This is a genomic window from Gloeotrichia echinulata CP02, from assembly GCA_038087035.1.
Classification (GTDB): domain Bacteria; phylum Cyanobacteriota; class Cyanobacteriia; order Cyanobacteriales; family Nostocaceae; genus Gloeotrichia; species Gloeotrichia echinulata.
Genome location: CP051187.1, coordinates 3,333,594 through 3,349,580, shown reverse-complemented (window position 1 = coordinate 3,349,580; position 15,987 = coordinate 3,333,594). Strand labels below are relative to the sequence as shown.

Below are 15,987 nucleotides of genomic sequence, written 5' to 3'. Positions count from 1 at the left end.
CTTAATGCTGTAGATTCGCTTGCAACAGATTGCAGAATAACTTCCCTTGCTGGATAGCATCATCTAGGGCAATATGGGTTAATGGCAGATCCTCTAACCAAGCAGCAGGTAGATTGTCCTTACCCGAATCGCTGTAGTTTTGTTTCAGGTATGCCATTGCATATGAGCGGATATCCAATGCTGAATGCTTAAATGGGCTATCGCCCACAAACTTTATTAAGTACCAGTACACAAACATAAAGTCAAAAACGGCTGGATAACCAACGAAAATCGGTTTACCTGGTAAAGCCACAAGCCACGAGTGATAGGACTGCATGACCTCTGCAGGGGGCTTAGTATTGGCTCGACAGGCGACCCAGGCCTCTGGCTGTTCTGACCACCAGATCATGGTTTTGGGGTCTCCTTGTGCCCCTGGTAAGGTTTCCAAATTAGCCATAAAAGTGGCAATTAATTGCTTGTCTGCGGTATACGCCGCCGAGCCAATACTAAGCATAGAGTTTGGGCCTGGGATAGGGCCATCCGTTTCTATATCCGTGCTGACGTAAATTTCGATTCTCACCTTTTATCCTGCCTGTGTTTGATCACTATGACTGTAATATTGGAATGGATGGAATTTTCAAGGCTAAATTCTGATTTTCAAAGGGTTAAAGAGATTTTCTTTACCATTTGGGTTTTAGCATTAATCTAGTAGAATTGACTATAACTCAACCTTTTTCATTCTTACAGATAAAAACAATGGATGTGGATTTATGCTTAACTTTTTCGCTAGAGGGATATGAATATATTAATTATTTTAGCTGAAATCTGCTTGACGATCTTTGTTTTCTTTTTATTAAACTGGCTTTGGGAAAAATTCTCTAAGCTATTGGTTAAGCTATCTATATTTAAAAGTGAACAGAGAAATATCAAAACCCTACGCCGAAATGTTAGAAGATTGTTGATAATCAGTTGTTTAGCATTGTCCAGCCTGATAATCGGTGTCAATGGTTATCTAATCTATAGAGGTGAAAATTTACAACAATATACACTCTTATTGATTCGCAGTATCCCATCGGGATTCTGGATCAGCTTAGGAATTGGCATCACTCAGAGCATTGTTACTGTCATTTTAGCGGCGATCGCTCTGAAATTAGTGCGCTATTGGCTCAAAATAGCTTGCATTAGAGCAAAAAATATTGAACAAAACACTGCTGACGATCAAAATGTTGAAAGCTTCTTTGACAACCTCAACAAAGTCATCACCAGTGGGATTTGGCTATGGGTGCTAATTTGCTGTAGTAATTTTCTCAAAGTCCCAGTAGTCATAACTGAGTACTTGTACATCCTACTGCGGATTTATTTGATCATTGCAGTGGGGTTACTCATACCCAAAGCAGTCACCGCCATTATTGATAGCCTAGATGCTCTCAGTCTCAGATACTCCAGTCCTGACAACCTGCTGAGATTCCATGATCGTCTGCGACACCTCATCCCTTTTTTAAAGCGGTGTTGGGAATTTATAATTTATGTTTGTGTAGCGACGTTGGTGATCCAGCAAGTTAAGTTCATCGCCAATATTGCAATTTTCGGACCTCGAATTGTGAAGATAATCGGCATTATCTTCATCAGTCGTGTTTTGTTTGAGGTTATCTACATAATTATAGAAGAGATATTATTCCAAAACAAAAATTTGACTGAGGTTCAAACTAGCAGACGTCTGACTCTCGTTCCGCTGATCCGAAGTTTTTTGCAATATTTAGTTTACTTTACTGCTATTGTTTCCATCCTCTACATCCTCGACATCAATCCTACTCCCATACTCGCTGGTGCAGGTATTTTGGGTATAGCTGTGGGTTTTGGGGCGCAAGCACTAATTAACGATATAGTCTGCGGCTTTTTTATTCTGTTTGAAAACTATTACTTAGTAGGTGACTATATCCAGGCCGGGAAATCTGAAGATAAGCTTTTAGAGGGGACTGTAGAAGCAATTGAACTGAGAACCACTCGTATTAGACACCCCAATGGTCAATTACAGATTATTCGTAATGGCGAGATTGGGTCAATTACCAACTACTCTAAACAGTATATTTTTGCAGTGGTGGAAATTACCATACCTTATGATGCTAACTTAGCTCATGTCTACGAACTCATTGATGAACTAGGAAAACAGTTAAAAGTCAATGAACCAGATGTACTTGAACCTACACAGGTGGATGGAATAGAGAGTCTGGGAGAATCTAATTTGTTGCTCAGGACTTTGACAAAAGTTAAGCCAGGAAAGCATCTTCAGATCCAGCGCGTTCTGCGGAAGATTTTTATCCATGCTTTAGCGTCAGCAGAAATTACAACTCCCGTTCCGGTGGAAAATACCGAACCCTAACCCCGAATTTCTCACCACATCTCAATAATTAAATAAGTAATGAGTAATGAGTAATGAGTAATGAGTAATGAATCTTACTTATTACTTATTACTCATTACTCATTACTTCGCCCGTGAGGTTCGCGCTTTGGGAGAGTTCAATCTGCCAAGTTCAATCCCTTCTCTCCTTGTGAGAAATGCGGGTAACACTGTGCGTAGGGGCGCAAGGCCTTGCGCCCCAAAAGCGTGGTCTATTATTGATCTCAACTCACAGAAATCACCACACCCACACTCTCATTCGCCAACCGATCCACGGCGCATACAGCATAGGTTCCAGGTTCAACGGTAGCAAAGGTTGTCCCTGCAGACAAAACGCGCTGTAGTGTCCAAGCATCTCCCGTTTGGCGATAAAGCGTCCAAGAACGCACGGGGTTATTGTCACCGGGTAGCCAAGCTAATCTGCGGTTGTTGACCTGCAGTCCTTGGGGAGGAGATGGTGGCACTGCATTCTGCCATGATAAAGTAGGTACTAAAGCAGGTCTGAGATAAAGGGAATTTTGGAATTTATCGGCAATGCCCTGGCGATTTTCATTGATAGAACTCATACTAAAGAAAATATTACCCAATGACAACTCTTGGGCGAGATTGCGAGTTATCTTTACTTGCTTTTCAATCTCCTCATCTTTCCAGGCTTTACCGTCCAGTTGTCCAATATTATTACCTGCATAAATGTGGCGTTTCTTGGTGTTAGCTTCTGTCCACCATTTCAATAATACGGGATAACTTTGTTGTGGTTGGTCTGTGCGCCAGTAGAGTTGTGGGGCTAAATAATCAACCCAACCTTGCTCTAACCATTTTCTGGAGTCAGCATACAATACGTTATAGGCGTCCAAACCGGTAATACCAGCCGGTTGTCCGGGACGGTAAATACCGAAGGGACTAATGCCAAATTTGACATTTGGTTTTGTAGCTTTAATGCCCTCAGATAGACGCAGCACCATTTGATTGACATTTTCTCGCCGCCAGTCACCCAAGCTGAGTGTACCACCATTTTCCTTGTAAGCGGCGTAGGTTTTGCTATCGGGGAAAGACTCACCAGGGATAGGATAGGGATAAAAATAGTCATCTAGGTGAATCCCATCCAAGTCATAGCGCCGCACAACATCGATAATCACATTGTAAGCCCTGTCTTGGACGATTTTTGCCCCTGGGTCCATCCACAGCTGATTACCCCATTGGTAAACAACCTCACGATTAGTTACAGCTAGGTGGGGAAGAACATTCGGCGAACCCTTGAGGCTAGTTTTAGCTCGGTAGGGGTTGAACCAAGCATGAAGTTCAATATTGCGCTTGTGACATTCGGCGATCGCAAACTCTAATGGGTCATAAAATGGTTCTGGGGCTTTCCCCTGAGTTCCACTAATCCAACTACTCCAAGGCTCTAATTGCGAAGCATATAATGCATCCCCTTCTGGTCGCACCTGCAAAATCAGCGCGTTGAAGTTTAGCTCTTGTAATTGGGTGATAATATTAACCAGTTCTGCTTGCTGTTGGGCAACAGTTAATCCCGCTTTGGATGGCCAATCACTATTCCACACAGTTGCTACCCAAGCCCCCCTAAACTCCCGGCGATGATTTACCTTGACACTACCTGGCGGTGTTGCTGTGGGTGTTGGCGTCGGTATTGGCACCGGGATTGGTGTTGGTGTTGGCTTTGGTACTGGTATGGGTATCGGACTGGGTGTTGGAACAGGGATTGGTGTTGGTGTTGGCTTTGGTACTGGTGTTGGAACAGGGATTGGTGTTGGTGTTGGCTTTGGTACTGGTGTTGGAACAGGGATTGGTGTTGGTGTTGGTGTTGGTGTTACTGTTCCAATTTCTACAAGGTAAGTAGATGGAATTTTGGGAAGTTCACCCAGATAGACTAAAGCTTGATAGATAAAAACTATAACATCGGCACGGATGGCGGCGAGATTGGGATTGAGTATTTTTATATTGGGGAAATTTGCTACTATTCCGGCACTTGTAGCAATAGCCACCTGATTTCTAGCATATCCAGGAATCTGCGCTGCATCTTGATAAATTTGTGGGAGTGCTGTTAGCAGATCAGGTTTTACCTTCGTACCAATTTCCAAGCCTGTGATGAGGGAAAGTAAAATTTCTAACCTAGTAATTCTGTTGTCAGGACGGAAACGATTGTCAGGAAACCCGTTAATAAATCCTCTTTCATAAGCGGTTTTAATAGCCGTCACCGCCCAATAATTCGTCGGGACATCAGCAAAGGAGACATATTGGCGCTTCTGGGGAACTTTCCCAAAGGCCTTGGTGATAAGGACTGCAAACTCAGCACGGGTGAGGGAGTTATCAGGGCGAAAGGTTCCATTAGAAAACCCAGTCACAATGCTACGTTGGGCTAATGCTTGAATAAACAAACGTGCCCAATGGTTTTGAATATCCGAGAACGGAGTAGTATTAGATACCATTGTTGATTGCAGCTAGCTTGCCTTGATCTTAGTTTCCTTCGGTGAAGTACTCCGGCTTGCTTCGCTGAAGCCGGAGCTTCAAAAGAAACAACCATCATCGTTTCGCGTCTCGTTCGCCGTTGCTCTGTTGGGCGTACTCATTACTGAGTACCCGGAACCAAATCCGGTCTAAGTCTTACACAGCGTCTCTGGTATTTCTACCTTTATCTTCTCAAGAGAGAACCCGCGCAGCTATCCGCCTTCCGCAGACAGTTTGATTACTTTTCGTCTTACTCGCCTTGGATTTACGACAATGGTCAACCAGCTAGGTTTTCAGCTTAAGCGATCTCTGCCGAGTACATACTTTATACCCCAAGGGTGGCCTCTTAGTCATTCGGGTGGGTCAACGACCATCAATATTGTCTCACAAACATTGACGATTCCTCAACCATCCCGATCTCTAATCAACCAGGCGGTTGATGTCGGCTCAAGATGTTTTCGTCATCCTTGTAACCCAGTCCCCAGTCCCCAGTCCCCAGTCCCCTGCTATAGCACTTCCTATTCAGATGAGGTACAAAATTGTATCACGCGATGTAGGGGCACGGCACTGCCGTGCCCTTACCGATGTACCTCACTAGGGCGAGAAACGCTATATATGTGCCAGGTGAGTAAGTCCTGAACTTGTAGCGATCGCTCCTTTTTCTTCCTGAACAATAAGAAATACTAAGCTATAACAAAAAAGAGGTAGTGGAGAACCTAACAAGTGCAAAAATATCAAGTACTTTACATCTATATTCTATTAGCACTTATTATTGTATTTGGCAAGATAGGCTATTCTTACATCGCAGAACAATCGCCGATCACTCCTTGCAGATCATCAGCGTTTATTTCCTCTGGTCAAAGAGAAAAATATTACACATATCCAGAAAAACTAGTCATTCAGCCTTGGAATGGTCGCCATCATGTCTACGGTATATTTATGATTCCCAATGGATATGAAAATGACCATTCATTCACCCTCTCAATCCCTGGAAATCAAACTTACTGTGGATCTATTGTCAATTATGAAAATCTGCGTAATGTCGGTATTTATCCGCCCCCTGGATATTCCTTGATGAAGGGATATGTAAACACCAGGGTTGCTTTTTGGCTGATACTCCAAGGTAAGGGATATCAGTTAAAACAACCTAGTAGCTGGAGATTAGGTTATGTTGAAAAACAGTAAAAGTAGGTCGGCTATTGAACCGTACGGTCGAGGGTCGTCATTTGTCCTTTGTCATTGGTCATTGGTAAGAGTTTCAGGCTTGTTTACTTTTCTTAACATAGTTTGGTTTATTTCTGCCTACTTACTAAGATGAAAATGACGACTGTGGTCAACAATCAACCGTCAACCATTAAACCAATATACCCGCAATACAAGCAGTAATAAAACCCGCCAATAATCCGCCAATCATCGACTTTACACCCATACGAGCTAAGTCATGTTGGCGATTAGGTGCTATCCCGGCAATTCCACCAATGGTAATGCCAATTGAGCCGATATTTGCAAAGTTACACAGCGCATAGGTGGCAATAATTACTCCCCGTTGAGAAATTTGGTTCTTGCGTACTTAGCGTGCTGAATTTGTTAAAAAATAAGTTTGAAACCCTTGCCTGGCTCCGATAAAAGCCATTATTTTTTGTATTTGAGCTACTGTTACTAAAAATCAAATTATAAACGCCTATAAGCCTTGTTATTAAAGCAATTTAATCGACTTTCATTAATAATTAAGCACGCTATACACGCAAGAGCCGAAGTTTTCATCGTCTTCATCATCACCCACGCCAGCCCATTCACCACCCACTGCAAAATCCCGTAGTGGTACAATACAGTGATGAAGGCAGAGAAAAATATAATTGTCGGCAGCACTTGGAAGGCAAATAAATGATCTTTGAAATTCTTACCAAAGACAAATTCTGCACCAACATCAGAAAATCCTAAAAAAGTGCTGACGACATCTCCCAAAGACTTAAACGCATTCAATCCCCAGGGAGTTTTGAGAATCAGCAGCGCCAAGATAAACTCTAACCCCAATCCCCAAGCCACTGTTCGCCAACGCACTGCTTGACGATTCACCGACAGGGCGTAGGATATACCGATGAAAACTAAGATTCCCAGCGCGGAGATAGCACGTTCCATGTTGATTCCCCAGAATGTATTGCTCAGTCCCTTGGTCACAAAGCATACACAAAAATCTGTCTTGAGTTTGTATCTTGTCTAGATATTTCTGGGGTTTTCGTTGACAGGAACCGCTAGAAACCGTCCAAAGCAAAGACTCATTAAGGGAGTTCAAAGCCTGATTGATTAATTTGTAGGGGCGCAAGGCCTTGCGCCCCTACGCAATCTATATCCCAATACAGTTCAGTTAAGGAAAATTGTCGTAGGGGCACGGCACGAATAAAATTGTCATTAGAAGAAAAAATTTTGGATGCCGTGCCCCTACAGTGTATATCATTCGAGCCTAACTGAACTGTATTGATCTATATCCACGGAGCTTTGAGCTAGATGAATGGAGCTTTGAGCTAGATGAATGGAGCTTTGAGCTAGATGAATGGAGCTTTGAGCTAGATGAACGGAGCTTTGAGCTAGATGAACGGAGCTTTGAGCTAGATGAATGGAGCTTTGAGCTAGATGAACGGAGCTTTGAGCTAGATTGACGGAGTTCCGAGCTAGATGAACGGAGCTTTGAGCTAGATGAACGGAGCTTTGAGCTAGATTGACGGAGTTCCGAGCTAGATGAACGGAGCTTTGAGCTAGATGAACGGAGCTTTGAGCTAGATGAACGGAGCTTTGAGCTAGATGAACGGAGCTTTGAGCTTCATTCACGGAGATCAAAGCTCCATTTTTTAGCGGTGAGAGGTAAAAAGGTGAATAGCGATGATATTGTGGGGGTAGGGGCACGGCATTGCCGTGCCCCTACGAGTGTATTTCGGCGTTACTCTGGGTTTCACAAACCCATAACTGTGCGATAATGCAGCTCTAATTCGGCGACGGTGGGGGACTGACGCTGACTCTCCCACTGGCTACGGTTAAATAGTTCTTTTCGCAAATCGTCAACATTGATGGTGGTAATTTGACCATCAGCAACTATTTGTTTACCATTGACCCAAGCACTATGAACAACGTTGCTGGGACGCCCTAATACTAATAAACCAATAGGGTCTGTACGGGGTAGTAATGATAAATTAGTTAGGTCATAAAGGACTAAATCCGCTTGTTTTCCCACGGTGAGGGAACCCAGTTGCTCTGATAAATTTAGTCCTTTTGCACCGCCTAAAGATGCCATTTCTACGGCTTTTCGGGGTGTAATCCAGTGCTGATAATCTAAGTCTGTAATGTTGTGCAAAATGGAACCAATTTTGATGGCTTCTAATAAGTCTTGAGAGTCATTACTCGAAGCCCCATCACAACCAAATGTGACGTTGACCCCTGCTTGCAGATATTTTAAAATGGGGGCAATACCACTACCTAAACGTAGATTACTTAAGGGGTTGTGAACGACTGTAGATTGAGTTTCGGCAAGAATGGCAATATCAGCATCATTTAACCAGACACAATGGGCTAGTGTTGTGCGATCGCCTAAATACCCAATTCGTTTAAGATGTTCGACTGCAGTACAACCGTATTTTTGTTGAGCGAGTTTTTCTTGAGCTTTGGTTTCGAGTAGATGGGAGTGACGACACAGATTATAGCGATCGCTTAATTCAATGCATCCGGTAAATAAAGCATCTGTACACAATTGTATCCCTGTGGGTGCAACTAAAATACTCACACCCTCATCGGGACGATGAAATTGTCTCACCGCTTCTTCTATAATTTCTAATGTGGCCGCAGTTGAGCGAAAAAACGGTTGATGAGTTTGGGTAGATTCCCCTGATGGTATCCCCGCTGTGAGGGATTCATCTTGAATTAATGGGGCTACAAAGGCGCGAATCCCCACTTCTGTGTAAGCGCGAACGGTGGTAGCGATAGTTTCTAATTCTTGTCCCGGAATTAATACCAAATGATCTACGACACTCGTACCCCCAGAAAGTAAGGTTTCTGTTGCTGTTCCCAGGGCGCTCAGATATATTTGTTCTGGATCAAGAGGGGTAAAGTCATAGAGTTCCCCTAACCATAATTCTAAAGGTAAAGGTCGAATTACTCCCCGTTGCCACATCTCTGGGGAATGGGTGTGGGCGTTGAAAAATCCCGGCAGTAATAGTTTATTTGTACCATCAATGGCAATGCCGATAACATCTAAATTCGGTGCAATTGCGGCAATTTTACGGTCTACAACCTGGACATCGACGGTATTGTAACCCTCATGGGAAGCAATTAAAACATGCTGGATAGTGAAATTCACAATATTTAACCTTAATTAAGGAATTGAACATGTAACTTGAAATCAAGTTACAAAGTAAAAAATGGTGTTAGGTATTGTAGTTTATGAGTCAGTCTTTTCGGACATTGGGACTTCCACCAAATGCTTGGACTGTGAATCAAGCGTACGCAGACATAACTCGTCCCCCCCAGAACCCACAACCCGTTATTTTAACAACAGATAGTAAAACCCTGCGCCTAGACTTGGCAAAAACCGCTATCATTGTCATTGATATGCAAAATGACTTCTGTCATCCCGATGGTTGGTTAGCGCATATCGGTGTGGATGTGACTGGGGCCCGTCAGCCCATTGAACCTTTAAACAGCTTACTTCCAGAACTTCGCGCCCTCGGTGTACCTGTAATTTGGGTAAATTGGGGAAATCGTCCCGACTTACTGAATATTAGTGCCGGTTTACATCACGTCTACAACCCCACAGGTGATGATGTAGGTTTGGGCGATCCCCTTCCTAGCAACGGCGCTAAGGTACTGACTGCGGGTAGTTGGGGAGCTTCCGTGGTGGATGAACTTGAACACCTACCGACAGATATTCACGTCGATAAATACCGCATGAGCGGCTTCTGGGATACTCCCTTAGATAGTATCTTGCGGAACCTGGGAAGAACAACACTTTTTTTTGCTGGTGTCAACGCTGACCAATGTGTCTTGACCACATTATGTGACGCCAACTTTTTAGGATATGACTGTGTTTTAGTTAAAGATTGTACCGCTACAACTTCTCCTGATTATTGTTGGTTGGCGACTTTATATAATGTCCAACAATGCTTCGGTTTTGTGACTGATTCACAAGCGATTTTTACAGCATTGCAAACAAGTTAGGAGTTAGGAGTAATGAGTAATGAGTAATGAGTAATGAGTAATGAGTTAGGAGTTAGGAGTTAGGAGTTAGGAGTTAGGAGTTAGGAGTTAGGAGTAATGAGTAATGAGTAATGAGTAATGAGTAATGAGTAATGAGTAATGAGTAATGAGTAATGAGTAATGAGTAATGAGTAATGAGTAATGAGTAATGAGTAATGAGTAATGAGTAATGAGTAATGAGTAATGAGTTAGGAGTTCCCTACCAATGACAAATGACCAATGACCAATGACCAATGACAAATGACAAATGACAAATGACCAATGACCAATGACAAATGACAAATGACCAATGACCAATGACAAATGACAAATGACAAATGACAAATGACCAATGACCAATGACCAATGACAAATGACAAATGACAAATGAAAACTTAGGAGGTGATAAATGTATACTAATCATTGTGTAATTCCTGTTATCAAATCTCCCAAAGATTATCAAGTATATCGCATCAGCCCCTGTGATACAAATCGATTGGCGATTATCTTCGATACAGCAAATGCTAATACTTCTTTAACTTGTTGTGTAGAAATTTTTGATGTCGGTGGACAAACACCACCAAATCGCCATCAGTGGGCGGTGGAAATGTTTTTTATCCTCAAAGGCGAAGGTGTAGCTATGTGTGATGGTAAACAGGTATCTATCAAAGCTGGTGATAGTTTGTTGGTACCTCCCACAGGGACTCATTTAATCAAAAATACAGGCTCGTCTCGTTTGTATACGTTGACGATTATGGTGCCAAATGAAGATTTTTCGGAATTAATTCGCAGTGGTATTCCAGTTGCGTTAGATGCTGAAGATTTGGCAGTACTAGGTAGATTTGATGCTATGATGCCTTGTTGAACCACAATTAGTAATCCTTCAGGTCAACCAATTTTGGATTTTAGATTTGCGTGCTTCGTAGCGTAAAGCCTACGGCACAGCTGCGCTTAGGGTGACGTAGGAGCGTCTTTTAGATTTTTACAGACACATGGGGTCTTGCTTCCCAAAAATCTAAAATCTAAAATCTAAAATTGGCTAAGGGCTGAATGTAGAGACGTTACATGTAACGTCTCTACAAGGGTTTCACGCTTTGCGATTTTCAAAACCTACGCAGTATTGAGATGGAGTCTTTGTCAATTGTTATAAATATTCTCAGTAAGACAAACAACTTAAAATTTTTTAATTATTGTGAGTGGGAAATCTGGTGGCTACAAAATTAAAGAGCCAAAATAGAATACACAGGCTTCATATAGTCTGTGTGTTGAACAAGGAGTCTGCTACCCGTGGTATTACAAGTACAAGCCAGCACCTACGAAGCTAAAACCCAAGAAATCGGTAAACAGCTTCTAATAGCCACCCAGGAGAATCGTTCGTTTTTAGCTTCTTTGCGCGATCAGATGCGCTGGGATGATAAATTACTAGCATGGGCGATGAGTAATCCAGGATTGCGGGTGCAGCTATTTCGGTTTATTGATACTCTCCCGGCTTTACGCAGCAAATCGGAAATTGCTGCTCATTTACAAGAATATCTCGGTGATGAGTCTGTAGAGTTACCCGCAGCGCTCAAGGGGATGCTAAACTTTGCTAATCCCGATTCTATGCCTGGACAAGTTGCGGCGACAACTGTGGCGACAGCGGTTGAGACTCTTGCTCATAAATATATTTCTGGGGAAAATATTAAGCAAGTCATCAAAACAGTTGAACGCCTGCGGAAAGAAAAAATGGCTTTCACCATTGATTTACTTGGTGAAGCTGTAATTACAGAAGCCGAAGCGCAGTCTTATCTGGAACGTTACCTGGAATTGATGGTACAATTGGTGGAAGCTTCCCAAAGTTGGACAACTATTGCCGCTATTGACACAGCAGATGGTGAAAATCTGCCAAAAGTTCAGGTTTCTGTGAAGTTAACGGCGTTTTATTCCCAATTCGACCCCTTGGATGCTGAAGGTAGTGAAGCGAAAGTTAGCGATCGCATTCGCATTCTCTTACGTCGAGCCAAAGAAGTCGGCGCAGCTGTCCACTTTGATATGGAACAGTACGCCTATAAAGACATTACTCTGAATATTCTGAAAAAACTTTTACTGGAAGACGAATTTCGCCAACGTACAGATATTGGTATGACAATTCAAGCATACCTGCGCGACAGTGAGCAAGATGCTAAGGATCTAATTTCTTGGTTAAAACAGCGCGGTTATCCTTTAACAGTTCGTCTGGTTAAAGGCGCTTATTGGGATCAGGAAACTATCAAAGCTGCACAGAAGCATTGGTCACAACCAGTTTACAATGATAAAGCCGCTAGTGATGCTAATTTTGAAACCATCACCCAGTTATTGCTGGAAAATCATCAATATGTGTATGCTGCTATTGGTAGCCATAATGTGCGATCGCAAGCCAGAGCCATAGCCATAGCCCAAAGCTTGAATGTCCCCCGGCGTTGCTTTGAAATGCAAGTTTTGTACGGTATGGGTGATAAGCTGGCTAAGGCTTTGGTCGATCAGGGTTATCGTGTGCGTGTGTATTGTCCCTATGGTGAACTTCTACCGGGGATGGCTTATCTGATTCGTCGTTTGTTGGAAAATACGGCGAATAGTTCTTTTTTACGCCAAAATTTGGAAAATCGTCCCGCTGAGGAGTTGCTGAGTCCACCGGTTGTGGATTTATCTCACGCAGAGGCGCATACTTCGACTGCGCTCAGTAACCAGAGACGCAAAGAGGAGGGCGCGGGGTTTGTGGGTGTGGCGGATACGGATTATGCTGGGGAAGGAGCGAGAGTAAAATCGGCTGAGGCTTTTAAAGTTGTTCGTCAACAATTGGCGAAGAGTTATCTTCCTTTGATTAATGGTGAGTATGTTAATACTTCAACGGTGATTGATTCTCTCAATCCGTCGAATTTTAGCGAGGTAATTGGTAAGATTGGACTGATTAGTGTTGAACAAGCAGAGGAAGCAATGCAAGCTGCGAAGGCTGCTTTTCCTGCTTGGCGTAAGACTCCAGTGAAGCAACGGGCTGATATTTTACGGAAAGCTGCTGTGTTGATGGAACAACGCCGTGCTGAACTTTCTGTGTGGATTGTTTTGGAAGTGGGGAAGCCGGTTAAAGAAGCTGACGCAGAGGTATCTGAAGCTATCGACTTTTGTCTTTACTACGCTGAGGAAATGGAACGGTTAGATCAGGGTGTAAATTACGATGTTTCTGGTGAAACTAATCGTTATATTTACCAGCCCAGAGGAATCGTTGTGGTGATTTCTCCCTGGAATTTCCCGTTAGCCATTGCTTGTGGAATGACTGTTGCAGCTTTGGTTGCAGGAAATTCAACTCTCCTCAAACCTGCAGAAACATCTTCTATAATTACTGCCAAATTCACAGAAATTTTGGTGGAAGCTGGAATACCTAAAGGTGTATTTCAATACGTACCTGGTAAGGGTTCCCAAGTCGGGGCTTATTTGGTGAGTCATCCTGATACCCATGTAATTGCTTTTACTGGTTCTCAGGAGGTAGGTTGCAGAATTTACGCTGAAGCTGCTACCCTGAAACCCGGTCAAAGGCACATGAAACGGGTGATTGCCGAAATGGGTGGGAAGAATGCTATTATTGTGGATGAAAGTGCAGATTTAGACCAAGCTGTGATTGGGGTATTACAATCAGCTTTTGGTTATAGCGGACAAAAATGTTCTGCTTGTTCACGGGTGATTGTTCTGCAACCGGTTTATGATGCTTTTGTGCGCCGATTAGTAGAAGCCACAAAATCTTTGAATATTGGCGAAACAGAATTACCCGGTACTCAAGTCGGTCCGGTAATTGATGCCAATGCTCGCGATCGCATTCTCGAATATATTGAGAAAGGTAAAGCAGAAGCCCAATTAGCTTTAGAGTTACCCGCACCCACTCAAGGTTATTTTGTCGGTCCAGTTATCTTTACTGATGTGCCGCCAAATGGTATAATCGCCCAACAAGAAATTTTTGGTCCTGTGTTAGCAGTAATTAGGGTGCAGAATTTCCCAGAAGCCTTAACCGTCGCCAACGGTACAAACTACGCCTTAACTGGGGGACTTTACTCCCGCACACCTTCCCACATTCAGCAGGCGCAGACAGAGTTTGCCGTAGGGAATTTGTACATTAATCGTAACATTACCGGGGCGATTGTGGGAAGGCAACCTTTTGGTGGTTTCAATCTTTCTGGTGTTGGTTCTAAAGCAGGCGGTCCTGATTATCTGCTGCAATTTCTAGAACCACGCACTGTGACAGAAAATATTCAGCGTCAAGGTTTTGCACCAATTGAAGGCGTCGATTAGATTTGTCAGTTAGAGATTTTCGTAGGGGCGCAAGGCCTTGCGCCCGCGCCCCAAAAGCGTGGTTTATTTACCTGAAAATGGCTGTAAAATAGGAGATATACGCGGAAAAATATATACTTTTAATAAATATAAATGCCAGCTAAAATCACCCTGACAGTCACCGAAGGTAAACTTCCAGGACGGCAGTTTATTTTTGATTCCCGCACTACTTGTATAATTGGCAGAAGTGCAGATTGCAACCCACAGTTACCAGACGACGAACATCATCGAACCATCTCCCGTTATCACTGTTTACTAGATATCAACCCCCCAGATATTCGCATCCGGGATTTTGGTAGTAAAAATGGGACTTATGTTAACGATAAAAAAATTGGACAGCGCGAAAGTCACCAAACACCCGAAGAAGGCGCAAAGCTGAAATTTCCTGAGTATGATTTGCTCTCAGGCGATGAAATTAAATTGGGTGATACTGTCTTTGCAGTTAACATTGAAGTAGATCCAGCAGAAATCAAAATTCCCAACTTTTTTCCTCCTACTCTTCCTGTCAACCATAACCAACCACAAACACCAAATTTCTGGGAAATCATCCGACAATGGCTGGGTTTAGCTGAGGGTGGCGACAAAAATTTAAGCGCAATTCGCGGTTATAATATTGTTAAATTGCTGGGTAAAGGTGGATTTGGAGAAGTTTATTTAGCACAGCATCATAATTCTGGTGATTTTTTAGCCTTGAAAGTAATGTTACCTGCAGTGGCTGCTAATGAAAGTGCAGTTGAAAGATTTCTCAGAGAAACCGAAAACACCAAAGCTTTGCAACATCCCCATGTAGTCAAATTAATTGATTATGGTTACGCTGATGCTATTTTCTTTTTTACAATGGAGTATTGCAATAGCGGCAGCGTAGCAGATTTAATCGAACAACAAGGTGGGAAACTATCTATTGATATTGCTGTGCCAATCATTCTGCAAGTTTTAGATGGTTTGGAATACGCCCATCAAGCAGAACTTCCCTACATTAAACTAGCTAATGGTGGCTTTGGCAAGGGTAAAGGTTTAGTTCACCGCGACTTAAAACCGAGTAATATATTCTTGAGTAATATTGATGGCAAGATAATAGCTAAAGTTGGTGATTACGGTTTAGCTAAAGCCTTTGATTTAGCTGGGTTAAGCGGTCAAACTCTCACAGGTACTCAAGCTGGTACTCCCGCTTTTATGCCCAGACAACAGCTGCTAGATTTTAAATATGCTCGACCAGAAGTAGATGTTTGGGCTGCAGCCGCTTGTCTATATAATATGTTAACAGGCAGCTTCCCCCGTGACTTTACAGGCGACCCATTTTTAGCAATTTTGCAAAATAATCCCGTACCAATTCGTCAGCGAGATGTGAATATTCCCCAAGCGCTAGCGGAGGTAATTGATTTGGCGTTGGTGGAAAAACCGGAAATTTATTTTAAAACTGCAGCGGAATTTAAACAAGCTTTGTTAAACATTAAGTGGGTTGGGTTAATCGGCGTTGCTGAATGAGATATGAATTTATCTCACGCATTCGCGTAGCGTCTCGCAGAGAAGGCGCATTCGCGGAGCGTCTCGTTCGCGGAGCGTCCCGTAGGGAAGAGAAGGCGCAAAGTAAT

General features: G+C 43.0%; 11 protein-coding genes and 2 pseudogenes. 6 read left to right on the top strand and 7 right to left on the bottom strand.

From position 1 onward, the window contains the following. Position 1: 1 nt before the first annotated feature. Entirely contained in the window at positions 2-493 is a 492-nt protein-coding gene (locus HEQ19_14825; protein ID WYM00604.2) for an exonuclease, read from the bottom strand. A gap of 282 nt (positions 494-775) precedes the next feature. On the opposite strand from HEQ19_14825, the gene HEQ19_14820 reads away from it, so the two are divergent. Then, positions 776-2,359 (top strand): mechanosensitive ion channel domain-containing protein, encoded by a 1,584-nt coding sequence (locus HEQ19_14820; protein ID WYM00603.1) that lies wholly within the window; start codon positions 776-778, stop codon positions 2,357-2,359. 242 nt (positions 2,360-2,601) lie between these two features. Here HEQ19_14820 and HEQ19_14815 read toward each other — a convergent pair whose 3' ends face one another. Further along, positions 2,602-4,821, bottom strand: a complete 2,220-nt coding sequence (locus HEQ19_14815) for a family 10 glycosylhydrolase (GenBank protein ID WYM00602.1) — start codon at positions 4,819-4,821, stop codon at positions 2,602-2,604. Positions 4,822-5,563: 742 nt separating this feature from the next. Here HEQ19_14815 and HEQ19_14810 point away from each other — a divergent pair. Next, on the top strand, positions 5,564-6,025 hold the full coding sequence (locus HEQ19_14810; protein WYM00601.1) for a hypothetical protein: 462 nt from the start codon (positions 5,564-5,566) through the stop codon (positions 6,023-6,025). A gap of 169 nt (positions 6,026-6,194) precedes the next feature. Here the strand turns inward: HEQ19_14810 and HEQ19_14805 are convergent. From HEQ19_14805 to HEQ19_14795, 3 genes and pseudogenes are all read right to left on the bottom strand, one after another. After that, positions 6,195-6,398: pseudogene (locus HEQ19_14805) on the bottom strand (nucleoside transporter C-terminal domain-containing protein). Between the two features lie 182 nt (positions 6,399-6,580). Continuing rightward, positions 6,581-6,979 (bottom strand): annotated as a pseudogene (locus HEQ19_14800) (Na+ dependent nucleoside transporter N-terminal domain-containing protein). 808 nt (positions 6,980-7,787) lie between these two features. Next, the gene (locus HEQ19_14795; GenBank protein ID WYM00600.1) at positions 7,788-9,185 is read right to left on the bottom strand and encodes an amidohydrolase; all 1,398 of its coding nucleotides are present in this window, start codon (positions 9,183-9,185) and stop codon (positions 7,788-7,790) included. 83 nt (positions 9,186-9,268) lie between these two features. Between HEQ19_14795 and HEQ19_14790 the strand changes: the two genes are divergently transcribed. Beyond that, positions 9,269-10,042: an isochorismatase family cysteine hydrolase gene (locus HEQ19_14790; protein ID WYM00599.1), complete on the top strand. Its 774-nt coding sequence runs from the start codon at positions 9,269-9,271 to the stop codon at positions 10,040-10,042. Between the two features lie 87 nt (positions 10,043-10,129). On the opposite strand, the gene HEQ19_14785 is transcribed toward HEQ19_14790, so the two are convergent. Together HEQ19_14785 and HEQ19_14780 are read right to left on the bottom strand one after the other, a co-directional pair. Continuing rightward, positions 10,130-10,363, bottom strand: coding sequence for a hypothetical protein (locus tag HEQ19_14785; GenBank protein ID WYM00598.1), 234 nt, complete (start codon positions 10,361-10,363; stop codon positions 10,130-10,132). Next, the gene (locus HEQ19_14780) at positions 10,281-10,484 is read right to left on the bottom strand and encodes a hypothetical protein (protein ID WYM00597.1); all 204 of its coding nucleotides are present in this window, start codon (positions 10,482-10,484) and stop codon (positions 10,281-10,283) included. Before HEQ19_14780 ends, HEQ19_14785 begins: the two co-directional genes overlap by 83 nt. Here HEQ19_14780 and HEQ19_14775 point away from each other — a divergent pair. From HEQ19_14775 to HEQ19_14765, 3 genes are all read left to right on the top strand, one after another. Further along, complete coding sequence (locus HEQ19_14775; GenBank protein ID WYM00596.1) at positions 10,470-10,925, top strand: cupin domain-containing protein; 456 nt, start codon at positions 10,470-10,472, stop codon at positions 10,923-10,925. The genes HEQ19_14780 and HEQ19_14775 overlap by 15 nt on opposite strands. 422 nt (positions 10,926-11,347) lie before the next feature. Continuing rightward, the gene (pruA, locus tag HEQ19_14770) at positions 11,348-14,356 is read left to right on the top strand and encodes an L-glutamate gamma-semialdehyde dehydrogenase (GenBank protein WYM00595.1); all 3,009 of its coding nucleotides are present in this window, start codon (positions 11,348-11,350) and stop codon (positions 14,354-14,356) included. Positions 14,357-14,488: 132 nt separating this feature from the next. After that, positions 14,489-15,880, top strand: a complete 1,392-nt coding sequence (locus HEQ19_14765; protein ID WYM00594.1) for a protein kinase — start codon at positions 14,489-14,491, stop codon at positions 15,878-15,880. Positions 15,881-15,987 lie beyond the last annotated feature (107 nt).

Excerpts from the sequence above, each read along its gene's own strand:
- HEQ19_14775 (WYM00596.1), top strand. The coding sequence starts at position 10,470 with ATGTATACTAATCATTGTGTAATTCCTGTTATCAAATCTCCCAAAGAT.
- HEQ19_14825 (WYM00604.2), bottom strand. The coding sequence starts at position 493 with ATGCTTAGTATTGGCTCGGCGGCGTATACCGCAGACAAGCAATTAATT.
- HEQ19_14765 (WYM00594.1), top strand. The coding sequence starts at position 14,489 with ATGCCAGCTAAAATCACCCTGACAGTCACCGAAGGTAAACTTCCAGGA.
- HEQ19_14790 (WYM00599.1), top strand. The coding sequence starts at position 9,269 with ATGAGTCAGTCTTTTCGGACATTGGGACTTCCACCAAATGCTTGGACT.
- HEQ19_14780 (WYM00597.1), bottom strand. The coding sequence starts at position 10,484 with ATGATTAGTATACATTTATCACCTCCTAAGTTTTCATTTGTCATTTGT.
- HEQ19_14815 (WYM00602.1), bottom strand. The coding sequence starts at position 4,821 with ATGGTATCTAATACTACTCCGTTCTCGGATATTCAAAACCATTGGGCA.
- HEQ19_14820 (WYM00603.1), top strand. The coding sequence starts at position 776 with ATGAATATATTAATTATTTTAGCTGAAATCTGCTTGACGATCTTTGTT.